The sequence below is a fragment of the Streptomyces sp. WI03-4A genome, assembly GCF_033792105.1.
Lineage (GTDB): Bacteria > Actinomycetota > Actinomycetes > Streptomycetales > Streptomycetaceae > Streptomyces > Streptomyces collinus_A.
This window is the reverse complement of sequence record NZ_JARAUO010000017.1, coordinates 116,735-140,900: the sequence shown is the minus strand read 5'-3', so window position 1 is coordinate 140,900 and position 24,166 is coordinate 116,735. Positions and strand designations below refer to the sequence as shown.

The window sequence follows — 24,166 nt, the reverse complement described above, 5'->3', positions numbered from 1 at the left end:
GCGGACATGGGCAAGCTGGACGGGCGGGTCGTCATCGTCACCGGGGCGGCGCGCGGACAGGGCGAGCAGGAGGCGCGGCTCTTCCGTCAGGAGGGGGCGCGGGTGGCCGTCGCCGACGTGCTGGACGACCTGGGCGAGGCGCTCGCCAAGGAGATAGGGGCCCTCTACGTTCACCTGGACGTGGGTACGGAGGACGGCTGGCGGGAGGCCGTCGGCGCGGTCAAGCGGGCGTACGGGCGGATCGACGGGCTGGTCAACAACGCGGGCATCCTGCGCTTCAACGCGCTGGTGGACACCCCGCTCGACGAGTTCATGCAGGTCGTGCAGGTCAACCAGGTCGGCTGCTTCCTGGGCATGAAGACCGTGGCGCCGGAGCTGGCGGACGGGGGCACCATCGTCAACACCGCCTCCTACACCGCGCTCACCGGCATGGCCGCCGTCGGCACGTACGCGGCCACCAAGCACGCGGTGCTCGGGCTGACCCGGGTGGCCGCGCTGGAGCTGGCGAGCCGGCGGATCCGGGTCAACGCCATCTGCCCCGGGGCCATCGACACCGCCATGTCCAACCCGGCCCGGCTGGACCCCGGCGCGGACCCGGAGGAGATGAGCCGGGCCCTGGACGAGCTGTACCGGGGGCTCGTGCCGCTCGGCCGGATCGGGCAGCCGGAGGAGGTGGCCCGGCTGGCCCTGTTCCTCACCTCGGACGACTCCTCGTACATCACGGGACAGCCGTTCGTGATCGACGGGGGATGGCTGGCGGGCGTCGGCATCGTCTGACCGCCGCCGAGCACATAGCTGACTGACCGTCAGCTATTGACGGTCACGGCCGCCGGTGCGACAGTCGGCCGACACACCTATCTGACGGATCGTCAGTAAAACTGGGACGGTGAACCGCCGTGGAATTCGGGCTCTTTGTACAGGGATACGTGGGCAAGCGCGCCGAGACCGACCCGCTGGCCGAGCACAAGGCGCTGATGGAGGAGACCGAGTACGTCATCCAGGCGGACAGCTCCGGCTTCAAGTACGCCTGGGCCTCCGAACACCACTTCCTGGAGGAGTACTCGCACCTGTCCGCCAACGACGTCTTCCTCGGCTACCTGGCCCACGCGACCGACCGCATCCACCTGGGCTCGGGCATCTTCAACCCGCTCGCCCAGGTCAACCACCCGGTGAAGGTCGCCGAGAAGGTCGCCATGCTCGACCACCTCAGCGAGGGCCGCTTCGAGTTCGGCAGCGGCCGGGGCGCCGGCAGCCACGAGATCCTCGGCTTCCTCCCCGGGATCACCGACATGAACCACACGAAGGAGATCTGGGAGGAGACCATCGCGGAGTTCCCCAAGATGTGGCTCCAGGACGAGTACGAGGGCTTCCACGGCAAGCACTGGCAGCTCCCGCCGAGGAAGGTGCTCCCGAAGCCGTACGGCAAGTCACACCCCGCGATGTGGTACGCCGCCGGGTCGCCGCCCTCCTACGCGATGGCCGCCCGCAAGGGTCTCGGCGTGCTCGGCTTCAGCATCCAGAAGGTCTCCGACATGGAATGGGTGCTGGAGCAGTACAAGACGGCCGTGGTGAACGCGGAGCCGGTCGGTGACTTCGTCAACGACAACGTGATGGTGACGACGACCGCCATCTGCGCGCCGACCCACGCGGAGGCCATCGAGATCGCCGTCAACGGCGGCCTGCACTACCTGCCCTCGCTCGTCTTCCGCTACCACGACACGTTCCCGCGGCCCGAGGGCTTCCCGGTGTGGCCGGAGACGCTGCCCGCGTACACCCCGGAGTTCGTCGAGCTGCTCATCGAGGAGGAGCTGCTGATCTGCGGTGACCCGGACGAGGTGCTGCGGCAGTGCGAGCGGTGGGAACGGGCCGGGGCGGACCAGCTCAGCTTCGGGCTGCCGGTGGGCGTACCGAAGGAGGCGACGCTGCAGACGATCCGGCTCATCGGGGAGCACGTGATCCCGAAGATCGACACGGACCCGGTCCACCGGACCTCGCGGTTCCGCGCCGCCGTGTGAGCGCCGTCGCGGGGTGCGGGTCGTGTGTGGCTGGTCGCGCAGTTCCCCGCGCCCCCAGGTAGGTCAGCTTCCCCGGAGTCGAAGAGGTCAGCCCATGCTCGATCACGTCATCAGGGGCGCCACCGTCGTGGACGGCACGGGCGCCCCCGCCCGCACCGCCGACGTCGGCATACGCGACGGCCGGATCGCCGCCGTCGGCAAGGTCACCGAGAAGGCCCGCACCACCGAGGACGCCACCGGGCTCGTCCTCACCCCCGGCTTCGTCGACCCGCACACCCACTACGACGCCCAGCTCTTCTGGGACCCGTACGCCACCCCCTCGCTCAACCACGGGGTGACCACCGTCGCCGCCGGGAACTGCGGCTTCACCCTCGCGCCCCTGAACCCCGGCCGCCCCGGGGACGCCGACTACACCCGCCGGATGATGGCCAAGGTGGAGGGCATGTCCCTGGTGGCCCTGGAGGAGGGGGCGCCCTGGAGCTGGCACTCCTTCGGGGAGTATCTCGACGCTCTTGAGGGTCGCATCGCCGTCAACGCCGGTTTCATGGTGGGGCACTGTGCGCTGCGGCGGTACGTGATGGGCCCGGACGCGGTCGGCGGGCAGCCCGGTGAGGAGCAACTCGCCGCGATCGTAGGGCTGCTGCACGAGGCCATGGACGCCGGTGCCTGGGGTTTCTCCACCACCCAGTCCTCCACCCACTCCGACGGCGACGGACGGCCCGTCGCCTCCCGGCACGCGAAACCGGCCGAACTGCTCGCGCTCGCGCAGGCCGTCGGCGAGCACGAGGGCACGCAGATCGAGGCCATCGTCGCGGGCTGCCTCGACCAGTTCAGCGACGCGGAGATCGACCTGTTCGTGGAGATGAGCGCCACGGCCGGACGGCCCCTGAACTGGAACGTGCTCACCGTCGACGCGGCCGTGCCGGAGCGGGTGCCCCGGCAGCTCAGCGCGAGCGAGCGGGCCCGCAAGGCGGGCGGCCGGGTGGTGGCCCTCACCATGCCGATCCTCACCCCGATGAACATGTCCCTGGGCACCTTCTGCGCCCTGAACCTCATCCCCGGCTGGGGGCCCGTCCTCGGGCTCCCGGTCCCCGAGCGGATCGCCCGGCTGCGGGACCCCGGCGTCCGGGCGGAGCTGCTGCGCCGGGCCGGTTCGAAGGAGGCGGGCGTCTTCCGGCGGCTCGCCGACTTCGGGCGCTACGTCATCGGCGACACCTACAGCGAGGCCAACCGGGGGCTGACCGGACGGGTGGTCCGGGACATCGCCGCCGAGCGCGGGCAGGACCCGTTCTCCTGCCTGGTGGAGATCTGCGCCGCCGACGAGCTGCGCACCGTGCTGTGGCCGATGCCCACCGACAACGACCCGGCCTCCTGGGCGCTGCGCGCGGAGACCTGGAGCCACGAGGACGTGCTGCTCGGCGGCTCGGACGCGGGCGCCCACCTGGACCGGATGTGCGGGGCGCCGTACACCACCCGGTTCCTCGGGGACTGTCTGCGCCGCCGCAGGCTGGTCGGTCTCGAGCAGGCGGTCAGGATGCTGACCGACGACCCGGCGCGGCTGTTCGGGCTGCGCGAGCGGGGACGGGTGCGGGAGGGCTGGCATGCGGACCTGGTGCTGTTCGACCCGGAGCGGATCGACGCGGCCCCGGCCACCCTGGTGCACGACCTGCCGGGTGACAGCCCGCGCCTGGACTCCCGGGCGCTCGGGGTGCGGGCCGTGTGGGTCAACGGGGTCGAGGTGATCCGGGACGACGAGGTGAGCGGGGCGGTGCCGGGCCGGGTGCTGCGGGCCGGACGGGACACCAGGACGGTGAGCACCAGGTGAGCGAGGGGCAGCGGCTGTTCATCGGCGGGGAGTGGGCCGAGCCGGACGGCGGGCACTACCCGGTGACCGACCCGGCCACCGAGGAGACCGTCGGCTGGGCCCCGGAGGCCTCGCCGGAGCAGGCGCGGGCGGCCTGCGCGGCGGCCCGGGAGGCGTTCGGGGCGTGGTCGCGGACCCGGCCGGAGGAGCGGGCGGCCGTGCTGGGGAAGGCGGCCGCGATCATCCGCGGCTCCCTGGAGCCGTACGCCGACCTCGCCCGCGCCGAGACCGGTGCGACGACCGCGACCGCCCGGGCGATGCAGGTCGGGGTGGCCGCGGCCCGCTTCCGACGGTACGCCGCCACGGAGCCCGCCGAGTGGGCCGTCGTCCCGCAGATCAACGAGGCCGGCCCGATGGGCCGGGCCGGGGTGATGGGCGCGCTCGCGGTGCGCCAGCCCGTGGGCGTGGTCACGTGCGTCACGTCGTACAACAACCCGTGGGCCAACCCGGCGGGCAAGATCGCCCCGGCGCTGGCCATGGGCAACACGGTGGTGGTGAAGCCCGCCCCGCAGGACCCGCTCTCCGTCTACCGGATGGCCGAGGCGCTGGAGGCGGCCGGCGTGCCCCCCGGGGTGGTGAACGTCGTCTCCGGGCGGGAGGTCGCGGTGGGGGAGGCGGCGGTGGCCTCCGGCGACGTCGACATGGTCAGCTTCACCGGTTCCACGGCCGTCGGCCGCCGTATCGCCGAGGTGTGCGGGCGGGGCATGAAACGCCAGCTCATGGAGCTGGGCGGCAAGGGCGCCGCGCTCGTCCTGGACGACGCCGATCTCGGCTCGGCCGTCGCCGGCATCGGCACCACCTTCTCCTTCTACAGCGGCCAGATCTGCACCGCGCCGACCCGGGTGCTGGCCCAGCGGGGCGTGTACGGCCGGCTGGTGGAGCTGCTGGGCGCCTACGCGTCCCGACTGAAGGTGGGCGACCCGCGGGAGCCGGACACCGTGGTGGGTCCGGTGATCTCGGCGGAGCACCGGGCGCGCGTCGAGTCGTACGTCGAACTCGGCCGCAAGGAGGGCGCCGTGGTCGTGGCGGGCGGTGAACGGCCGCCGGGCGAGCGCGGGTTCTACGTGGCGCCGACGCTCCTCGCCGACTGCACCAACGACATGCGGGTGGCCCGGGAGGAGATCTTCGGGCCGGTGGTCGTGGTGATCCCGTTCGACGACGAGGAGGAGTGTGTGGCCCTCGCCAACGACTCCGACTACGGGCTCATCGACTACGTCTGGTCCGGTGACGTGGCCCGGGCCTTCCGGGTGGCACGGCGGCTGCGGGCGGGCGGCGTCGGCGTCAACACGGTCGGCCGCAACATGGAGGCCCCGTTCGGCGGGTTCCGGATGAGCGGCGTCGGCCGGGACGTGGGCTCCTACGCCCTGCACGCCTACAGCGAGGTCCAGGCGATCGTCTGGCCGGGGTGAGCCGGTCTCAGTCCGACAGGTCCACCCGCACGGTCAGCAGACCGGCGCCCAGGGCCCGTACGACCGCGCTGTTGAAGCGGGGCAGGGTGCGCAGCCGGGCCCGGGCGTCGTCCTCCGGCAGCAGGTGGGCGGTGCCGTGGTGCCAGCGGCCGCGGAGGCGCACGCGGACCCGGGGGTCGGCCTGGATGTTGCGGACGTACTGGGACGTGAACCCGAACTCCGAGACGATCCAGAAGGAGTCCCCGGTCCGGCGTCCGCCCACCGGGGTACGCCGAGGCTGCCCGGACGCGCGGCCGGTGGTCTCCAGCAGCGTCTGGAACGGCAGCCGCCGGTTGAGCGGGTTGACGACGAGGCGCTGGAAGCGGGTGACGATCCGCTGCTTGGGACCGGGCTGGGGCTGGGGCGACATGTCCGTGACTCTCCTGCTCTCTTCGGCGGCCGGCGCCGGCCGGGCGGCCGGCGCGGATGGTGTGACCGCCCTGTGGGGGGCGTGTGCGGCGCGAACCGGCCCGCGACCGGCGCGTGTTAGCCTCCCCGCGATCACGAGCTGGTGCAACGGGGGAGCATGATGGGCGCGTCTTCGGACGGCTACCACGTCAAGTCGGGCATGTCCGGGCAGGCGAACGAACTGGACGGCGCGGGCGACGACACGGGGAAGATCCGCGCGGCGGTCGACCCCGCCGCCTGCTACACGGACGAGGCGCTGGGCGGCCCGGACGCGGCCACCGCGTTCAACGCCTACGCCGCCGCCTGGGAGGCGGAGGCGAAGACGCTTCAGGCGGCGCTGCACGAACTCGCGGGCAAGGTGCGGGGCGCCAAGGGCGCCTACGACGGCAGCGACGGCCTCGTCGACACCGGCATCCGCAGCGTGCCCGCCGACGGCGGCCGCGTCACCATCCAGCCCGCCCACGCCGGCCGCCCGTCGGCGCTGGCCGGCTACTGAGGGAGCGGCACCATGGCGACGGAGGACACCACCGACCGCCGCAAGCGGCTCGACGGCCTGCGCGGGCGCATCTCCTCGGCGGGCAGCAAGAACGACCTGATCGACGCGATCGACGACGCGCTGTCCGTCTCCCCGCCGCAGGGCGACCACGCGACGCTGGAGGCGCTCGCCAAGCGCTACCGCGGCCAGGCCGACGACGCCACGCGTCTGCGCGAGCGCGTCGACAAGGTGGCGGGCAAGGGCCTGCCCGAGGTGTGGGTCGGCGAGACCAGCGTGCTCGCGTCCGGCGTGGTGAGCGCCGCCGGCCGGGACGCGCAGCGGATGGCCGACGCGTTCGAGGGCGGCGGCAAGGCGCTGCTGGCGCTCGCCGACGCGGTCAAGGCGGCCCGGACCCAGGACCAGGGCGGCCGGTCCAAGCTGAACGAGGCTCGCACGATGCTCGGCGGCAGGGACGGCTTCTTCGACGACTGGTACGAGGACGACGACGAGGAGTCCGCCCGGCTGAAGGCACGCTCGGTCGCCTCCGAGGGCGTCGACATCCTGCACAAGGCCGCCGTCGCCGCCGACGACGCCGCCCGCGCCGCGGCCCGCGACCTCAACAAGTGGGCCTCGGAGGCACGGGCCGGGAAACTGGGCGGGGACGGGCTGACCGCGGCGGACCGGCTGGCGCTGGCCGACACCAGCAACGCGGGCGGCGATCCCGAGCTCAACGAGATCCTCACGGCCAACGACCTCGAACGCTCCGGCCGCGCCATGCGCAACCTCTCGCCCGCCGACCGGGCCCGGATGGACAGGCTGCTGGCCGGCGCCTCGACGCCGCAGGAGAAGGCGTACCTGATGAAGGCGCTCGCCTCCGGCTACTCCCTCGACGAGGTCGAGACGTTCGACGGCAAGATCCACGGCAAGGACGCGGTGTGGCTGCGGGAGCACCTGGCACCGGTGTCGACGAACAACGGGCCCACGGCCACCGGTCAGGAGACCCAGGACTTCAACGGCAAGCTGTGGGACCAGGACGGCGAGACCTGTGTGCCCTCCTCCACGGTCACCGCGCGCGCCCTCGTGGACCCCGTGTACGCGCTGGAGCTGACCGGCGGCCCCGACGGCACCGACGACGACCCGGAGCACTTCCGCAAGCGCCTGACCGACGAACAGCTCCGCCTGCACGAGGAGGGCGACGGCGACAACGCCGGCTGGTGGTGGGACGAGCACCCGAACGGCATGGACAAGGACGGGCAGGTGGAGATCTCCAACGACGAGCTCAGCCCGCACACCGGCGACCACTACGAGGCCCAGAACATGGGCGGCCGGGACGACCGGCGCAACGTGCTGCCCGACATCGAGAAGTCCGTCGCCGAGGGCAAGCCCGTGCCCATCAACATCGAGCGGTACGACGACAACGGTGACCGGCACGGCCACAGCATGATGATCATCGGCCAGGAGGGCGACCGGCTCCAGATCTACAACCCGTGGGGCGTCACCACCTGGGTCAGCGAGGAGGACTTCGTCAGCGGTGACCTCAGCGCCGCCGCGGACGACCGCTACTCGCCCGCCCACAAGGGCAACGTCGACACCGTCTACATCCAGCAGAACTGAGCGACCGTGAACCTGCGCACCGTACTGACCCCGGCGGCCGCCGCCGCGGCCGGCGTCCTCCTGCTGACCGGCTGCGGCTCCTCGGGGGGAGCCGACGAGTACGGCACCGACCAGCGTGCCGTCACCGTGGCGGCGGGGGACCGGTTCACCCTGAAGGTGCCGGCGAACCCCGCGCTCGGGGAGAACTGGTACCTGGCAGGCCCCCGGCCGGACACGGACGTGCTGACCTACCGGGGCAAGCGGGAAGAGGAGGAGGGGAGCGACAACACCGGCGGCGGCGACGGCACCCAGTTCTTCGACTTCACCGCCCGCAAGCCCGGCAGGGCCACCGTGCGGCTCCTGCACTGCCCCATGGGGAGCTGCCACAGCGGCACCCGGTCGGCGGCTCCGCTGCCCAGCGCGACCGCCTCCGGCAAGGCGTCGGCGAGCCCCTACCCGACCGCGACGGGCACACCGGACGACCGGCCGGCGTTCTTCGTCTACACGATCACGGTCCGCTGACCCCGAGCACCGGAAAGCCGCCCATGCCCTCCGCACCCCGCACCGACGACGAGGTCCTCGCCACCACGGACGTGACCGTGCTGCTCCGCTACGGCCTCACCCAGGACGCGTTCCGCACCGCCCTGTTCGGTGACGGCGCCGTCGCGGCCGCCGTCACCCTGGACCGGCTCGGCGTGGTCCCGCGCTCGCTGTCGTACGTCGCGAAGGTGGTACGCGCCGGCGGCCTGCGGTACGCCGCCGCCCTGCCCGAACCGCTGCCGTCCCGCGAGGCGTCGGCCCTGCTGCGGCAGTGGCTGGAGACCGCCGCTCAGCTCGCGGACACGCCCGAGGGCGAGACACGGACCGCCCGCTGGCTGGACACGGTCGCCGAACTCCTGGGCCTGCGCCGGGACGCCCGCACCCGGCCCGTCGGCGAGGCCTGACCCTTCTCTTCCGCCGGCCATTTGTCGTGGAAGCCGGCTCAGGCGGCTCGGGGCGGTGGTCACCGGGCCACCTGTCCGGCGGCCCCGGCCTTCGCCTGGACGTGGGCGACGTAGCGGACGGTGAAGACCATCGGCACGGCGAACCCGGCGATCTGGACGAGGGTCGCGGGCGTCGAGTGGGCGTCCCCGGCGTGGGCCAGCAGGGCGAGGACGACGGCGGTGACGGCGAACGCGGCGGTCCACACGGCGGTGATCACGACGTTGGTCCGGACGAACGGCTTCAGGCCCCAGACCTCGGGCGGTGTGGTGCGCTTGGCGATGCCGAGGGTGAAAGGCCGGCCGACGGCCAGCGAGATCCCGGCGATGACGGCCAGGGTGCCGGAGGCCAGCGGCGCCGAGTAGGCGTGCACGCCCGAGTGCGGGTCGGCGAAGGCGACGGCGGTGAGGACCGCGAAGAAGACGGCCGAGCCGGTCTCGATGACGAGCGCGTCGAAGCCGGCGCCCGACCGTCGCTCCTGCGCGACGAGCCCCACGGACACCACCAGGGCGGCCAGGGCACCCCACTGCCAGTCCCCGGAGGGGATGACGGCGAAGACGATCCACGGCAGGAACGTACGCAGGTACGACATGGGACTCCCCGTTCTCGGTCGGTGTCGGCCGGGCTTCCGGTTCCGACATGTCAAAAGTAGAAGGTCGCCTCGTGACATGTCAACAGTGGAATGTAGAGTGGAGGGCATGAGCCTCAAGCACGCACTGCTCGGACTGCTCTCGGAACGCCCCGCCAGCGGCTACGACCTGCTGAAGACGTTCGACACCTCGCTGGCCAACGTGTGGCCGGCGACCCAGAGCCAGATCTACACCGAGCTGACCCGACTGGCCGGTTCCGGGCTGATCACGGTGGCCGCCGAGGGCCCGCGCGGCCGCAAGGAGTACGCCCTCACCGACGAGGGGCTGGCCGAGCTGCGCCACTGGCTGACCGGGACCGCCCCCCAGCGCAACACCCGCAGCGACATCCTGCTGCGGGTCTTCTTCCTCGGCGTGCTGACCCCCGAGCAGGCGCGCACGTACCTGATCGGGCTCACCGAGATGTCCCGCGAGAGCCACGAGCAGCTCAGGGGGCTGGCCGATTCCATCGACTGGGACGACGGCAACCTCTCGGTCTACGGACGCATCGCCCTGGAGTACGGCCTGCGGTTCAACGCCATGCGCGAGGAGTGGGCGAGCTGGGCCGCCGACCAGCTCAAGTGAGCCCGAGGAACACCGGGTTGGTGAACGCGGCCAACGCCCCGGGCAGCGGGCCCGCGGCCGCCTCGTGCCGCACCTCGGCACGCACGTAGGCCGCGTACGCCGGCGTCGTGCGCCACTCGACCGTGCCCGCGCCCGACACCGGCAGCGGGTCACCGGTGAACAGCACGCCCTGGTCGGTGACGAGGCGGACGGAGCAACCCGGGGCGCCGGTGACGTCCAGGCGCACCGTCACCGGGGTGTCGTCCGGCACCGCCAGCCGCTCCCCGATCCCGGCCCGCCGGCCGTCCGGCCCCAGGACGCCGAAGTCGAGGGTCACCGCCCGGGACTCGGCCACGTACGAGCGGCCCGCGCGCAGGCCGTCCTGGATCGCCTCGCGGGTCAGGTCCTCGGCGAGGACGACCGTCTGGGGCAGGCCGACCGCGTCCGGGTCGCGGTGGGCGTCGCTGTCGCCCATCGCCGGCAGCCACCCCCGCCCCTGCCGCACGGACGCCACGAGCCGGGCGTCCCACGCGGCCAGGGCCACCTCGTCGTCCGGGGTGTACGGCCCGTTCCACACCTCCACCGCGTCCGCCTCGCCGAACCCGAACTTCCAGGCGCACCCGACGCAGGTGGCGTGCGGGTGGGCGGGCACGACCAGCCCCCCGGCCTCGCGCACGCGCCGGGCGAAGCGGCCGAAGCGGCCGTCCCGGGCCCGGTAGCGCCAGTCGACGAAGGTGCCCGGATCGGTCCCGAGGGCCAGCACGTGACCGTTCCTGGTGGTGATCTCCTCGCCCAGCAGGACCAGCAGGTCGTCGCCCGCCGCCGCGGCCCAGTGGGCGTGCGCGGACGTCGTGTTGTGGTCGGAGCTGTTGATGAAGTCGAGGCCGGCCGCACGCGCCAGCGCGGCGATCTCGTCCGGCGTGCGGCGGCCGTCGGAGTGCCAGGAGTGCAGGTGGCAGTCGCCCCGGTACCAGTCCCGGCCCCGGCCGCGGGCACGGCCGGGCGGATACACCGGTGCGGAGGCCCTGCCAGGGTCCCCCGGCGTGAGCGTGACCGTCACCTCGTACGTCAGCCCCTGCGGCGCGACCGTGTACGGGCCCAGCGCGACGTACCAGGTCCCGGGCCGCGGCGGGCCGGGCAGGTAGCCGGGCGTCGCGTCGTCGGCCCGGACGAAGAACTCCGTGCGGGCGCCGCCCGACCAGCCCCTGAAGCCCCGGCCGCCCGGTTCGGTGCCGCGCTCGTCGAACAGCCCGATGTCGAGGGCGTTGCCCGGGGTGCCGGCCGGGACGGCGGGCCGGTCGTAGCGGTAGGAGACGTGCAACTCGGCGGTTCCTGGCGGTACTTCGAACGGCAGGTAGACGTAGTCGGGTGAGCCGGGGGGCAGGGTGCCGCGCAACGTCGTCACCCCTCCACCGTAGGCAGTCCCCGGCGCACCGGGAACCACAGGACAAGCCAACCAGTCGGTATCGACTTCTGGTGCCGCCCCCGGTACAGATGACCCATGCGGATCGCCGTGACCATCTTCCTCACCGACGAGACGGTGACCCCCACCCGTCTCGCCCGCGAACTCGAACAGCGCGGCTTCGCCGGGCTGTACCTGCCCGAGCACACCCACATCCCCCTCGAGCGCACCACCCCGTACCCGGTCGGCGGCGAACTGCCACGCGAGTACGGCCGCACCCTCGACCCCTTCGTCGCCCTCGGCCAGGCCGCGGCCGTCACCGAGCGGCTGGCGCTGGGCACCGGGATCACCCTGGTCGCCCAGCACGACCCGATCGCCCTGGCCAAGCAGATCGCCACCCTCGACCACCTCTCCGGCGGCCGCTTCACCCTCGGGCTCGGCTTCGGCTGGAACGTCGAGGAGGCCGCCGACCACGGCGTCGAGTGGCGCCGCCGCCGGGAACTGGTCCGGGACCGGATGGCCCTGATGCGGGCCCTGTGGTCCGAGGAACCGGTGGGCCACCACAGCGAGTTCGGCGGGGTGCGGCCCAGCTCGGCCTTCCCCAAGCCGGTCCGAAAGCCGCGCGGACCGGTCGTCGGACCCCGCACCCTGATCGGCGGGGCGGCCGGGCCGAAACTCTTCGCGCACATCGCGGAGTACGCCGACGGCTGGCTGCCGATCGGCGGAGGCGGCCTGACCGAGTCCCTGCCCGTGCTGCGCTCCGTGTGGACGGACGCCGGCCGCGACCCGGCCGGCCTCCAGGTGGTCCCGTACGCCGTCCACCCCACCCCCGGCAAACTCGCCCACTACGCCGAGCTGGGCATCGAGGAGACCGTCGTCCAGCTCCCGTCGGCCGCGGAGCCCGAAGTGCTGCGTGTCCTGGACGAGTACGCGGTGTTCCTGCGGCCGACGACCGGGTGATCAGCCCGAACGTATGCTCAGGGGATGACGACTTCCGCGACCTCCGGAACCGGCCCCACCGAGAACTCCATGCGTCGCGCTCTCAAACGTGCCCGGGACGGCGTCGCCCTCGACGTCACGGAGGCGGCGGTGCTGCTGCAGGCCCGCGGCGAGGCACTCACCGACCTCGCCGCGTCCGCCGCCAGGGTCCGTGACGCCGGCCTGGAGGCGGCGGGCCGGCCCGGTGTCATCACCTACTCGAAGAGCGTCTTCATCCCCCTCACCCGGCTGTGCCGGGACAAGTGCCACTACTGCACCTTCGTCACCGTCCCCGGCAAGCTGCGCCGCGCGGGCCACGGGATGTTCATGTCCCCCGACGAGGTGCTCGACATCGCCCGCAAGGGCGCCGCCCTCGGCTGCAAGGAAGCCCTGATCACCCTCGGGGACAAGCCCGAGGACCGCTGGCCCGAGGCGCGCGAGTGGCTGGACGCGCACGGCTACGACGACACCATCGCCTACGTCCGCGCGATCTCGATCCGCGTGCTGGAGGAGACGGGCCTGCTGCCCCACCTCAACCCCGGCGTGCTGACCTGGACCGACTTCCAGCGTCTGAAGCCGGTCGCCCCGTCGATGGGCATGATGCTGGAGACCACCGCGACCCGGCTGTGGTCCGAGCCCGGCGGCCCGCACCACGGCTCCCCGGACAAGGAACCCGCCGTACGCCTGCGCGTCCTGGAGGACGCCGGCCGCTCCTCCGTCCCCTTCACCTCCGGCCTGCTGATCGGCATCGGCGAGACCCACGAGGAGCGCGCCGAGTCCCTCTTCGCGCTGCGCAAGGTCTCCCGGGCCCACCACGGCATCCAGGAACTGATCATCCAGAACTTCCGCGCCAAGCCGGACACGGCGATGCGCGGCATGCCGGACGCCGAACTGGACGCGCTGGTCGCGACCGTCGCGGTGGCCCGGCACATCATGGGCCCGGGCGCCTGCCTCCAGGCCCCGCCGAACCTCGTCGACGCCGAGTACGAGCGGCTGATCGGCGCCGGCATCGACGACTGGGGCGGGGTCTCGCCCCTGACCATCGACCACGTCAACCCCGAACGTCCCTGGCCGCAGATCGAGGAGCTGACCGAGCGTTCCCGCGCCGCCGGCTTCGAGCTGCGTGAACGCCTCTGCGTCTACCCGGAGTTCGTGCGCCGCGGCGAACCCTGGCTCGACCCGCGGCTGCGCCCGCACGTGAACGCGCTCGCCGACCCGGAGACGGGACTCGCGCGTCCGGCCGCGGTGGTCGAGGGCCGCCCGTGGCAGGAGCCCGAGGAGGCGTTCGAGGCCACCGGCCGCACGGACCTGCACCACACCATCGACACCGTCGGCCGCACCTCCGACCGGCGCGCGGACTTCGACGAGGTGTACGGCGACTGGGACGCGCTGCGCGAGGCTGCGGCCCCCGGCATGGTCCCGGAGCGCATCGACACCGACGTACGGCAGGCGCTGCGCACGGCGGCCGACGACCCGACCCGGCTCACCGACGCCGAGGCGCTGGCCCTGCTGCACGCCGACGGTCCGGCGCTGGACGCGCTGTGCCGGGTGGCGGACGACGTGCGCAGGTCGGCGGTGGGCGACGACGTGACGTACATCGTCACGCGCAACATCAACTTCACCAACGTCTGCTACACCGGCTGCCGCTTCTGCGCCTTCGCGCAGCGCCGCACGGACGCCGACGCGTACACGCTGTCCCTGGAGCAGGTCGCCGACCGGGCCCGGCAGGCGTGGGACGTGGGCGCGGTCGAGGTGTGCATGCAGGGCGGCATCCACCCGGACCTGCCCGGGACGGCGTACTTCGACATCGCGAAGGCGGTCAAGGAGCGCGTCCCCGGCATGCACGTGCACGCCTTCTCGCCGATGGAGGTGGTGAACGGCGCGACCCGGACCGGTCTGTCGATCCGGGAGTGGCTCACCGCCGCCAAGGAGGCCGGCCTGGACAGCATCCCCGGGACGGCGGCGGAGATCCTCGACGACGAGGTCCGCTGGGTGCTGACCAAGGGCAAGCTGCCGGCGGCGACCTGGATCGAGGTCGTCACCACGGCCCACGAGCTGGGCATCCGGTCCTCGTCCACGATGATGTACGGCCACGTGGACCAGCCCCGCCACTGGCTCGGCCACCTGCGGACGCTGGCCGGGATCCAGCAGCGCACGGGCGGCTTCACGGAGTTCGTGACGCTGCCCTTCATCCACACCAACGCCCCGGTGTACCTGGCCGGCATCGCCCGCCCGGGCCCCTCGGTCCGGGACAACCGGGCGGTGACGGCGATGGCCCGGCTGCTGCTGCACCCGCACATCCCCAACATCCAGACGAGCTGGGTCAAGCTGGGCGCCGAAGGCGCGGCGGAGATGCTCCGCTCCGGGGCGAACGACCTGGGCGGCACGCTGATGGAGGAGACGATCTCCCGCATGGCGGGCTCCTCGTACGGCTCGTACAAGTCGGTCCGGGACCTGGTGGCGGTGGCGGAGGCGGCCGGCCGGCCGGCGCGGCCGCGCACCACGCTGTACGGCGAGGTGCCCGAGGAGCGGCGGCGGGCCGCCGAGGCGTCCGACGGGCACCTGCCCGACCTGCTGCCCGTCCTGGACTGAGTACGATGATCCGACCCCAGATCCGCATGGGGGACCCGTAGCGGAGGAGATGCGTACCCGTGCCTGCCCGACTGCTGCCCTCGTGGGCCTGGGTCTCCGGCCTGACGGTGGGGGCGACCGCTGCCGTCGTCGCCCTCGCCCTGCAGGCGGACCACGGGCCGCATCCCACCGCGTCGGCCCGGCCCGGCCCGTCGGCATCGGCGTCGGCGTCGCCGTCGCCGGGGGCGCACCGGCCCTCGTCGGGCAAGCCGTCCGGGCCCCCGGCGCTGCCCGACGCGTCGGGCAGCGGCCGCCGGATCGTCTACTCCCTCGGCGAGAAGCGGGTGTGGCTGGTCGACGCGACCGGCAAGGCGTCCCGCACCTTCACGGTCTGGCCGGGCACGGTGAACCCGCGGCCCGGCAGCTACTCGGTCATCAAGCGCACCCAGTCCATCCCCGGCTCGGACGGCGTCCAGATCGAGCACGTGATGTACATCACCGAGGTGGCCGGGGTGAACGTGGCCTTCTCCAACGCCCTCGACGGCGCCTCCCCGCCCCCGGCGAACGGCCAGAAGCTGGGCGGCATCCGCGCGAACAAGGTTGACGGGGCCGCGCTGTGGGGCTTCGGCGACCTGAACACCAAGGTGACGGTGGTCAAGTAGCGTCGCGCTGCCCGCCCGGGAGCTGGTTGACGATCAGCGCCACCCCGCTGAGCAGGAACACCCGGGTCGCCGCGTCCAGCCCGTTCCAGGTCTTCGACTGCCACATCGCGAACCACTCCCCGCCGATGGCGATGAATCCGGCCCCGAACAGCAGGACCAGCATCAGCAGCCCGTAGGTGGACAAGCGCCGGGCCCGCGCGAAGTCGCGCCGGGCCCACAGCCAGGTCCCCCACACCAGGACGAGGGCCGCGACCGTCTCCCACACGATGATGGCGACGTAGGCGGTGTCCTCCAGCGCGGTGCTCGTGACGGCCCGCCACATCAGGTCGTCGTCCCTGAACGTGGTGTCCATCGCGAGCACGTGCCGCACGAACTGCTGGTTGGTCCCGAAGTCGGTGATGTTCCCGAGCGCGACCAGGGCGATGTAGAGCCCCAGTATCCCGGTGAGCACACCGGCGGCCAACGGCAGCGCCGTACCGGAGGTGCGGCTGGTGGAGGTGGTGGCTGTGGTGGGGGTGGTGGTCATGGCTGGATTCTCCCCGCCGGGCCCCGCCTTCGGCCGCGCGCATTGCGCCAGAATCCCGCCGCGTTCACGCCGACTTCCCGTCCCGCACCCGCCGTGACCGGGTCCCGCGTGACCACGACCCGGCGGACGGGGCCGCGCCGGTCGCCGCCCGCCGACCGGCGGCCACCGGCATCCGCGCCCCCACCGGGACGCGGTGGATCGCGACCCGGTGACCCCCGACGCCAAAGACCAAAGAACCGGGGAAAGAACCGAACCCACCCCCGCCGCCCCCGGCGATCACCCGCCGGAGTGAATATGCCCAACGCAACTGGCGCGGCGGGGCAGTTGTGGTGCAACGTCAGCCGCGGCAACCGCAGACATGCATCGGCCCTCGCCGGGACTGGCATCCCAGTGCGAGGGCCTGATCACCAAGGAAGAAGCACCTTCCCCGTGACTGACAAGCAGCGTAACGCGCCCAAGCGCCCGAAGACCGGGCATTCCTCCGGCGTCACCCACGTGAACGAGCCCCATCACGACAACTTCACCGTCATCGGCAACCACTTGGCACAGCACCCGGAGCTGTCGCTGACGGCGATCGGCCTGGCCACGCACATCCAGTCGCTGCCCGAGGGCACCCCGATCGGCATCAAGACGCTGGCTGCGAAGTTCCGCGAGGGCGAGATCCGGATCGCGGCGGCTCTGCGCGAACTCGAGGAGCACGGCTACCTCTCACGCACCAAGGAGCGTCTTCGATCCGGCCGAGTGACGACCCGGACGACCTCGTTCAACAAGCCGCGTCTCGCGATCGCCGCGGCCGCCTCGCCCGTACCGGACAAGGCCGACAGGCCCGCGCATCCGCGGCAACGCTCGGCCGCGACCGACCTCCTGGCCGGCCTCCGCGCCCACGACTCCCGCCTGCTCCTCACCGACCGGGACGTCCTGCGCCTGGCACCGGCCGTCTCCGAGTGGCTGGAGCGGGGCGTGCCCCCCACGGCCGTGGTCCGCACCCTGACGACCGGCCTGCCCCAGGACCCGATCAAGCACCCGGCGGCCCTCCTGCGTCACCGCCTGACCGCCCAGCTCCCGCCCCACCTCCCCGCACCCCCGCCACCCCCGGCGCAACACCGCCCGACCCCCCTCCAGACCTGCGACGGCTGCGACCGAGCCTTCCGCTCCCCCCACCCGGGCCGTTGCCGCGACTGCCGCCCGGCGGCCGGGGCCGCGGCTGTGGCGTGAGGCCCGCGACGCCTGCGTAGCGCGTCACCCGGCACCTGGACCCCGTTGCCGTCGCCCCCTGGAACCAGGGCGGCCCCACCCCGGTCGTGTCGACGCGGTCACAGCCGGGTGGGAATGAGACGGCGGAGCCGGTTTGCCCCCGTGAACCGGATGTCCCCGGTCGATTACAGTGCTGGGCGTCGTACGTACGGTCGGTTGCCGGGAGGAGGTCGGGGTGGACGCCATGTCCGGTCCCGTCTGGGGCCGTGCCGAGCAGCAGGACTTCCGCAGCCGGGTGCGCGGCACGCTGCTCGGGGTGGCCGTCGGGGACGCGCTCGGCGGGCCCGCCGACGCGCTCGCCCTGGACGAGATCCGCTCCGCCTACGGGCCGGAGGGGCTGCTCGACCTGGCCTTCGGGCACGGGCGGCGCGGCACGGTCACGCACCACACCCAGCTCACCCTGTTCTCGGTGGACGGGCTGATCCGCGCCCAGGTGCGCCGCGACACCGGCGCCTGGCACCCGCCGACCGATCTGCACCGCGCCTACCTGCGGTGGGCGGCCACCCAGCGCGACTGGGGACCCGACGAGCGCCGCAAGGACGACGGCTGGCTGGCGCGGGAGGAGTGGCTGTACGCCCGCCGCGAGCCGACCCGGGCGCTGCTCATCGGGTTCGGCGACGAGACCATGGGCACCCTGGAGCGCCCGAAGAACCCCGGCGAGCTGGGCCCGGAGGCGGTCGCCCGGTCGGCCCCCTTCGGTCTCCTGGTCGGCTGGGAACCGCAACTCGTCATCCAGCTCGCGGTGGAGTGCGCCGCCCAGACCCACGGGCACCCCATCGCCTACCTCTCGGCCGGCGCGTACGCCGTCATCGTGCACGCCCTGGCCTGCGGCGACAGCCTGGACGGCGCCGTGCAGCGCGCCCTCGCCCTGCTCGCCGCCCGCCCCGGCCACCAGCCGGTCTCCGACGCCCTCCAGCACGCGCTCGGAGCGGTCCGCCAGGGCATGCCGGGACCGGCCCGGGTGGAGGAGCTGGCCGGTGACGGCACCGCGGACGGCCTGCTCGCCGCGTCCGTCTACTGCGCCCTGGTCGGCGAGGACGTACGGCACGGCCTGTGCCTCGCGGTGAACCAGGGCGGCCCCTCGGCCGCCGCGGGCGCGCTGACCGGGGGCCTGCTCGGCGCCCTGCACGGCGAGACGGCCCTCCCGCCGGCCTGGCTGGCCGAACTGGAGGGCCGCCCCACACTCCTCGAACTCGCCGACGACTTCGCGATGGAGATGACCCAGGGCCCCGCGCTGCACGGCCCGGCCGGCTCGTCGCCGGGGTGGCTGGCCCGCTACCCGCGGGCCTGAACCGCGCTACGGCGCCCCGACCACGTCGTCCCCGGCCGCCGCGGGCACCGGCAGCGCCGCCGCGTCGCCGTCCGAGTTCACCCGCTCGATGATGGCCAGGCGCTCGGGGGTGTCCTCCGGCTTCAGGTGGCCGATCAGGACGTAGAGCACCAGGGAGACCGCCAGCGGGATCGACACCTGGTACTGGAGCGGGACCCCGCCGTCGACGTTCCAGCTGATCGGGTAGTTGACCAGCCAGAAGGCGAGCAGACCGGCCGCCCAGCTGGTGAGGGCCGCCGTCGGTCCCGAGCGGCGGAACGGGCGCAGCAGGCCCAGCATCATCGGGATGGCGATCGGGCCCATGAGACCGGCCACCCACTTGATGACGACCGTGATGATGTCCTTGAAGGCGGGGGAGTTGACCTGGGTCGCCACCGCCATCGACAGGCCGAGGAAGACGACCGTGGTCACACGGGCCGCGACCAGGCCCGAGCGCTCGCCCCACGCCCGCGCCCGCGCGGACAGCACCGGCGCCACGTCCCGGGTGAACACCGCGGCGATCGCGTTGGCGTCGGAGGAGCACATGGCCATCGTGTGCGAGAAGAAGCCGACGATCACCAGGCCCAGCAGGCCGTGCGGCAGGAGCTGTTCGGTCATCAGGGCGTAGGAGTCCGAGCCGTCCGGCTTCTGCGCGTGGACGAGGAGCGGGGACATCCACATGGGGAAGAAGAGGACCACCGGCCACACCAGCCACAGCACCGACGACAGCCGCGCCGAGCGCTCGGCCTCGTACGGGCTGCCCGTCGCCATGTAGCGCTGGGCCTGGTTCAGCATGCCGCCGTTGTACTCGAACAGCTTGATGAACAGGAACGCGAGGAGGAAGACCGTGCCGTAGGGACCGACCAGGGGCTTGCCGTGGCCGTGCAGCGCGGGCTCGTCCCAGGCGCCGAGGAAGCCGATGTGCTTGTCGCTCAGCTTCATCACGACCGCGACGAACATCGAGACGCCGGCCAGCAACTGGATGACGAACTGGCCCAGTTCGGTGAGCGCGTCCGCCCACAGGCCGCCGATGGTGCAGTACACGGCGGTGATCGCACCGGTGATCAGGATGCCCTGGTTGAGCGACACACCGGTGAACACCGACAACAGGGTGGAGATCGCCGCCCACTTGGCACCGACGTCCACGATCTTCAGCAGCATGCCCGACCAGGCGAGCGCCTGCTGCGTCTGCAGGTTGTAGCGGTTCTTCAGGTACTCCAGCGGGGACGCCACATGGAGCCGGGACCGCAGCCGGTTGACGCGGGGCGCGAACAGCTTGGAGCCGATGGCGATGCCGAGCGCGATCGGGAAGGACCAGGTGATGAAGGAGGTGACGCCATAGGTGTAGGCGATCCCCGCGTATCCCGTGAACATCACCGCGCTGTAACCCGACATGTGGTGCGAGATGCCGGAGAGCCACCAGGGCATCTTGCCGCCGGCCGTGAAGAAGTCGCTGACGTTGTCCACGCGCTTGTGCGACCAGACGCCGATCGCGACCATCACTCCGAAGTAGCCGATGAGCACGGCCCAGTCGAGACTGTTCATGTGCCCGATCGTGAGTGCGGCCACGTGAACACGACAAGCAAGCGTCAGGTCAAGTAAAGGTAAAATCGTTCCGGAGAATGACCTCTGTTCATACACATGAACAGCTTGGGTGAGCCGGTTCCTGCGGTCAGTGCATCAGCTCACCCGCGTTGACCAGCAACGACTGGCCCGTGATGGCCCGCGCCCGGTCCGACGCCAGGAACACCGCCGCGTCGGCCACGTCCCCGTCCGTCGCCAGCTCCGGCAACGCCATCCGTTCCGTCAGCCGGCCCAGCACCTCCGCCTCCGGCACCTTCTCGCTCTGCGCCGCGAACCGTACGTAGGCCTGCACCGGCGGCCCCCACATCCAGCCCGGCAGCACCGTGTTCACCCGGATCCGGTAGGGCCCCAGCTCCCGCGCCAGCGAGTACATCGCGCTGGTCAGCGCGCCCTTCGAGGCGGCGTACGCGGCCTGCTTCACCTGCGAGGGCGCGGCCACCGCCGACTGCGTCCCGATGAACACCACCGAACCGCCCGCCGCCTTCAGCCCCGGCAGGCACGCCCGGGTCATCCGCAGCGTCCCCAGCAGGTTCACGTCGATGACCGAACGCCAGGTCGCGAAGTCCGCGTCCTCGACCCCGCCGAAGTACGAGTCCCAGGCCGCCACGTGCACCACGGCGTGCAGCCCGCCGAAACGCTCCCGGGCCAGCGCCGCCAGCGCCGCGCACTGCCCCTCGTCCGTGATGTCGGTCGTCCGGTACGCCGTGTGCGCGCCCTCCGGATCGATCCCGGCCGCGCTCTTGGCCAGGTTCTCCTCGGTGCGCGCCCCCAGCACCGCGTTCCCGCCGTCCCGTACGACGGCGGCGGCGACCTGGTGGCCGAGTCCGGCCCCGACCCCCGAGACGACCACGGTCTTGCCCGCGAGCAGTGACATCGCGACCTCCAGCGTCCTGGCTCTGGCGCATCATCTGACGGAGCGTCAGAGTATGGGTGAGCGCAGGAGGACGGAAGGGGAGCGCCATGACCGAGGAGACCGGCACCCGCAGCGAGACCTACGCCGAGCTGGCCGCCGTGGGCCCGTACGGCGTCCACCCCGGCCACGCCCTGATCACCGTGGTCGAACCGCACCCCGGCCACGAGTACGCCTACAACCGCTGGTACGAGGACGACCACTACTACGCCGGCGCCATGGCCATGCCCTGGATGTACGCAGGCCGCCGCTGGGTCGCCACCCGCGACCTCCAGCTCCTGCGCTACCCGGAGAAGTCGGCCGTCGCCCAGCCCGTCACCGCCGGCTGCTACCTCTCCACGTACTGGATCACCGACGGCCGCTACGACGACCACATGCGGTGGACCGTGGCCATCAACAAGCGCCTCAACCGCGACGCCCGCGTCCACCAGGCCCGCACCCACGTCTTCACGGCCTTCCAGGACCACGAGGCGACGGTCTACCGGGACGGCGCGGCCGGCCCCCGCGACTTCCACGCCCTGGACCACCCCTACGCGGGCCTGGTGCTGCAGGTGATCGACGCCGAGTCGGCCGGGCAGCGGACGGAGCTCGCGCGGTGGCTGCGCACCCGCCACCTGCCCCGCCGCCTCGCGGGCTCCCCGGCCGCGCTGGTGACCGTCTTCCGGCCCACGCCCCTGCCCGGCGACCGCATGACCTACGTCAAGCAGGTCGAGGGCGTCGACACCCGGCTGACCCTGCTGTGGTTCCTGGAGGCCGACCCGCGCGAGTGCTGGGAGCGGCACTTCACGGGCCTGGACGAGCAGGTGGCGCGGGCGGGTCTGGGCCGGGTCGAACTGGTGGCGCCGTTCGTCCCGACGATCCCGGGCACGGACCGCTACGTGGCCGAGCTCCGCGACTGACCGGGTCCGGTCGGCCCGGTCACTTCAGCTCGTCGGGACAGGGTGTCCCGCGGGGGAGCTGGTAGGGGGCCGCCAGGTGGTACGTCCCGGCGCGCGGGGCGATCAGCATCGTCCACTTGTCGCCCTTGGCGTCCTCCGGGGTCTCCCGCAGGCACCCGTTGACGTTGTCGTACGTCTTCGGCGTGCCGTCGTCCCGGTGCCTGGACTCCTCGGTCTCCTGCGGCGGCTTCAGGCTCTTGCCCTGGGCGTCGACGACGCTCAGCCACGGCGAGTACGGGATCTTGATCAGGATCCGTCCCGGCCTGCGCACCTCCAGCGTCATCTCGCCCTGCTCGGCCCGGTCCACCACCGCGTTCGGCTCGGCGAGCGGCGCCGGGTCGGTCACCTTGAACAGCTGCCAGTTGGCGTCGCCCCAGATCTGCCTCAGGTACGGCATCCCGCGCTGGAGCAGCGCGCGCTCGCGCACCCCGCCGTCCCCGTCCGGGTTGTCCTTCGGCAGCACGACGAAGTGCACCGCCCAGCGCTGCAGCCACTCGTGGTAGTTCGCCGAGTTGAGCGTGTCGTCGTAGAAGAGCGGGTTGCGCTCCATGTCGGCCTGCCGGTTCCAGCCGCGGGCCAGGTTGACGTAGGGCGCGAGCGCCGAGGCCTCGCGGTGCGAGCGGGCCGGGACCACCTCGACCCGGCCCTTCTCGGCACCGACGTTCTGGAGCTGGTTGACCAGCGGGGCCAGCTCACGGGCCCAGGAGGCGGCCGGCGTCGTGTGCATGATGTCGTCGACCGACTTGAAACCTATCCAGCCGAGCAGCCCCAGGCACGCCACCACGGTCGCGTACCACTTGCGCGAGCGCGGCACCGTGAACGGCAGGGCCGCGACCAGCGTCGCACCCGCGAACAGCATCGGAAGCCGTGAGATGTTCGAGCCGATCTGCGAGCTGATCAGCCACACCAGGACGACGCCGAGGCTGTAGACGCCGGCCGTCAGCCGTACCGTCCTCCACTCCTTCGGTACCAGGAACAGGCACAGCAGGCCGTACAGCAGGGGCAGTATCACCGACCCGATGGTCATCGGCTGGGTGCCGGAGAACGGGAACAGCAGCGCGGAGACGGCGACCACCGCCGTCGGCGCGAGCCCCAGCGCCCAGGCGCCCGGCCGCCGCTTCTGCAGGAAGAGCGCGGCGGCGACCAGGCCCACGAACAGCCCCGCGACCGGCGAGGCCATCGTGGCGAGCGCGGCCAGCGGGGCGGCGACCAGCGCCTTCGCCCAGCGTTTGTACCGCCACCGGTAGGGCCAGCAGAAGACGGCCGCGACCGCGCCGAGCGCGAACAGGGTGCCGAGTCCGAAGGTCACCCGGCCCGACACCGCGTTGCAGATCAGCGCGAAGACCCCGGCGAGCGAGGCCCACAGCGGGTTGCGCACCGCCCGGCTGCGGATCAGGATCAGCGTCAGCAGGGCCGCGGAGCCCGTACCGGCGATCATCATCGTCGTACGGACGCCGAGGACCGACATCAGGTACGGCGACACCACGCTGTACGAGACGGGGTGCATACCGCCGTACCAGGCGAGGTTGTACGCGGAGTCCGGGTGCCGCCCGACGAACTCCGCCCAGGCGTCCTGCGCCGCGAGGTCGCCACCGGAGTTCGCGAACGTGAAGAACCAGATGATGTGCAGGGCGCCCGCGAGGACGGTGAAGGACAGCACGGGGTGCAGCAGGAACCGCTGCCGCACGGGCTCCGCGGCGGCGAGGAGCCGGCCGAGCACGCCGGGCCGTTCCCCGGTGGGGTGGCCGGAGCGGCTGCCCTCGTCCTCGCGGCTGTCGCCATGGCCGTGCGCGTGGCCGCCTGTGTGGTCGTACGCGTGCTCGTTCGCGTGCGGGGTCGCGCGGCCGCCCGGGCGGTCCTCGTGATGACCGTCCGTGTCAGCCGCGGACAGGCGTATTCGCGGGCCTGACCCCGGGTCCGGGTCGGCGTCGTCGGCGCGTGTCGGCTCGGTTGTGGCCACCTGAAGGCACTCCCCGTGTCCCGTCTTCTGTTCTCGGCCGTGTCCCTCGGTGTTCCCGGCCGCTTCCCGTCCAGTTCGCGGCCTCGTCCCGTGACCGG

The 24,166-nt window shown here is 72.6% G+C and carries 22 protein-coding genes; 15 read left to right on the top strand and 7 right to left on the bottom strand.

Annotated elements, in window-relative coordinates; translation table 11 throughout:
• The first annotated feature begins 6 nt into the window (after positions 1-6).
• The 4 genes from PV343_RS19425 to PV343_RS19410 all read left to right on the top strand — a co-directional run bounded on the left by PV343_RS19425 (position 7) and on the right by PV343_RS19410 (position 5,288).
• Complete coding sequence (locus PV343_RS19425) at positions 7-777, top strand: SDR family NAD(P)-dependent oxidoreductase (RefSeq protein WP_319148208.1); 771 nt, start codon at positions 7-9, stop codon at positions 775-777.
• A gap of 119 nt (positions 778-896) precedes the next feature.
• Positions 897-2,015, top strand: a complete 1,119-nt coding sequence (locus tag PV343_RS19420) for an LLM class flavin-dependent oxidoreductase (RefSeq protein ID WP_401698749.1) — start codon at positions 897-899, stop codon at positions 2,013-2,015.
• A 13-nt stretch (positions 2,016-2,028) separates the two neighbouring features.
• Positions 2,029-3,840, top strand: coding sequence for a D-aminoacylase (locus PV343_RS19415; RefSeq protein ID WP_319148207.1), 1,812 nt, complete (start codon positions 2,029-2,031; stop codon positions 3,838-3,840).
• Positions 3,837-5,288 carry an aldehyde dehydrogenase family protein gene (locus tag PV343_RS19410; RefSeq protein ID WP_319148206.1) on the top strand — a complete coding sequence of 484 codons (1,452 nt, stop codon included), beginning with the start codon at positions 3,837-3,839 and terminating at the stop codon, positions 5,286-5,288. Before PV343_RS19415 ends, PV343_RS19410 begins: the two co-directional genes overlap by 4 nt.
• Positions 5,289-5,295: 7 nt before the next feature.
• On the opposite strand, the gene PV343_RS19405 is transcribed toward PV343_RS19410, so the two are convergent.
• Positions 5,296-5,697, bottom strand: a complete 402-nt coding sequence (locus PV343_RS19405; RefSeq protein ID WP_319148205.1) for a nitroreductase/quinone reductase family protein — start codon at positions 5,695-5,697, stop codon at positions 5,296-5,298.
• Between the two features lie 159 nt (positions 5,698-5,856).
• On the opposite strand from PV343_RS19405, the gene PV343_RS19400 reads away from it, so the two are divergent.
• Genes PV343_RS19400 through PV343_RS19385 form a run of 4 tightly spaced genes read left to right on the top strand, consistent with a single transcriptional unit; the run spans position 5,857 to position 8,747 of the window.
• Positions 5,857-6,231, top strand: a complete 375-nt coding sequence (locus tag PV343_RS19400) for a hypothetical protein (protein ID WP_319148204.1) — start codon at positions 5,857-5,859, stop codon at positions 6,229-6,231.
• Positions 6,232-6,243: 12 nt separating this feature from the next.
• Complete coding sequence (locus tag PV343_RS19395; RefSeq protein ID WP_319148203.1) at positions 6,244-7,824, top strand: peptidoglycan-binding protein; 1,581 nt, start codon at positions 6,244-6,246, stop codon at positions 7,822-7,824.
• Positions 7,825-7,830: 6 nt separating this feature from the next.
• Entirely contained in the window at positions 7,831-8,325 is a 495-nt protein-coding gene (locus PV343_RS19390) for a protease inhibitor I42 family protein (protein WP_319148202.1), read from the top strand.
• Positions 8,326-8,348: 23 nt separating this feature from the next.
• Positions 8,349-8,747, top strand: a complete 399-nt coding sequence (locus PV343_RS19385) for a hypothetical protein (protein ID WP_319148201.1) — start codon at positions 8,349-8,351, stop codon at positions 8,745-8,747.
• Between the two features lie 59 nt (positions 8,748-8,806).
• Here PV343_RS19385 and PV343_RS19380 read toward each other — a convergent pair whose 3' ends face one another.
• Positions 8,807-9,376: a hypothetical protein gene (locus PV343_RS19380; RefSeq protein ID WP_319148200.1), complete on the bottom strand. Its 570-nt coding sequence runs from the start codon at positions 9,374-9,376 to the stop codon at positions 8,807-8,809.
• 106 nt (positions 9,377-9,482) lie between these two features.
• On the opposite strand from PV343_RS19380, the gene PV343_RS19375 reads away from it, so the two are divergent.
• Positions 9,483-9,995 carry a PadR family transcriptional regulator gene (locus PV343_RS19375; protein ID WP_319148199.1) on the top strand — a complete coding sequence of 171 codons (513 nt, stop codon included), beginning with the start codon at positions 9,483-9,485 and terminating at the stop codon, positions 9,993-9,995.
• Here the strand turns inward: PV343_RS19375 and PV343_RS19370 are convergent.
• Positions 9,988-11,379: a CehA/McbA family metallohydrolase gene (locus PV343_RS19370; protein WP_319148198.1), complete on the bottom strand. Its 1,392-nt coding sequence runs from the start codon at positions 11,377-11,379 to the stop codon at positions 9,988-9,990. The two genes, PV343_RS19375 and PV343_RS19370, sit on opposite strands and share 8 nt — an antisense overlap.
• A gap of 96 nt (positions 11,380-11,475) precedes the next feature.
• On the opposite strand from PV343_RS19370, the gene PV343_RS19365 reads away from it, so the two are divergent.
• The 3 genes from PV343_RS19365 to PV343_RS19355 are packed head-to-tail and all read left to right on the top strand — an operon-like array spanning position 11,476 to position 15,587.
• A complete protein-coding gene (locus PV343_RS19365) occupies positions 11,476-12,336 on the top strand; it encodes a TIGR03619 family F420-dependent LLM class oxidoreductase (RefSeq protein ID WP_319148197.1) in 861 nt (286 codons plus the stop codon).
• Between the two features lie 24 nt (positions 12,337-12,360).
• Positions 12,361-14,946 carry a bifunctional FO biosynthesis protein CofGH gene (locus PV343_RS19360; protein ID WP_319148196.1) on the top strand — a complete coding sequence of 862 codons (2,586 nt, stop codon included), beginning with the start codon at positions 12,361-12,363 and terminating at the stop codon, positions 14,944-14,946.
• A 59-nt stretch (positions 14,947-15,005) separates the two neighbouring features.
• Entirely contained in the window at positions 15,006-15,587 is a 582-nt protein-coding gene (locus PV343_RS19355) for a hypothetical protein (RefSeq protein WP_319148195.1), read from the top strand.
• On the opposite strand, the gene PV343_RS19350 is transcribed toward PV343_RS19355, so the two are convergent.
• Entirely contained in the window at positions 15,580-16,113 is a 534-nt protein-coding gene (locus PV343_RS19350) for a DUF2165 domain-containing protein (protein ID WP_319148194.1), read from the bottom strand. The two genes, PV343_RS19355 and PV343_RS19350, sit on opposite strands and share 8 nt — an antisense overlap.
• A gap of 429 nt (positions 16,114-16,542) precedes the next feature.
• Between PV343_RS19350 and PV343_RS19345 the strand changes: the two genes are divergently transcribed.
• Together PV343_RS19345 and PV343_RS19340 are read left to right on the top strand one after the other, a co-directional pair.
• Entirely contained in the window at positions 16,543-17,328 is a 786-nt protein-coding gene (locus tag PV343_RS19345) for a helix-turn-helix domain-containing protein (protein WP_319148193.1), read from the top strand.
• A 223-nt stretch (positions 17,329-17,551) separates the two neighbouring features.
• Complete coding sequence (locus PV343_RS19340) at positions 17,552-18,658, top strand: ADP-ribosylglycohydrolase family protein (RefSeq protein WP_387953039.1); 1,107 nt, start codon at positions 17,552-17,554, stop codon at positions 18,656-18,658.
• 6 nt (positions 18,659-18,664) lie between these two features.
• Here the strand turns inward: PV343_RS19340 and PV343_RS19335 are convergent, their stop codons facing one another.
• On the bottom strand, positions 18,665-20,221 hold the full coding sequence (locus PV343_RS19335) for a sodium:solute symporter family protein (protein WP_319148191.1): 1,557 nt from the start codon (positions 20,219-20,221) through the stop codon (positions 18,665-18,667).
• 127 nt (positions 20,222-20,348) lie between these two features.
• Positions 20,349-21,134 carry an SDR family oxidoreductase gene (locus PV343_RS19330; protein ID WP_319148190.1) on the bottom strand — a complete coding sequence of 262 codons (786 nt, stop codon included), beginning with the start codon at positions 21,132-21,134 and terminating at the stop codon, positions 20,349-20,351.
• A gap of 86 nt (positions 21,135-21,220) precedes the next feature.
• Here PV343_RS19330 and PV343_RS19325 point away from each other — a divergent pair, with 86 nt between their 5' ends.
• Positions 21,221-22,069: a hypothetical protein gene (locus PV343_RS19325; protein ID WP_319148189.1), complete on the top strand. Its 849-nt coding sequence runs from the start codon at positions 21,221-21,223 to the stop codon at positions 22,067-22,069.
• 19 nt (positions 22,070-22,088) lie between these two features.
• On the opposite strand, the gene PV343_RS19320 is transcribed toward PV343_RS19325, so the two are convergent.
• Entirely contained in the window at positions 22,089-24,068 is a 1,980-nt protein-coding gene (locus tag PV343_RS19320; RefSeq protein WP_319148188.1) for an MFS transporter, read from the bottom strand.
• Between the last annotated feature and the right edge of the window lie 98 nt (positions 24,069-24,166).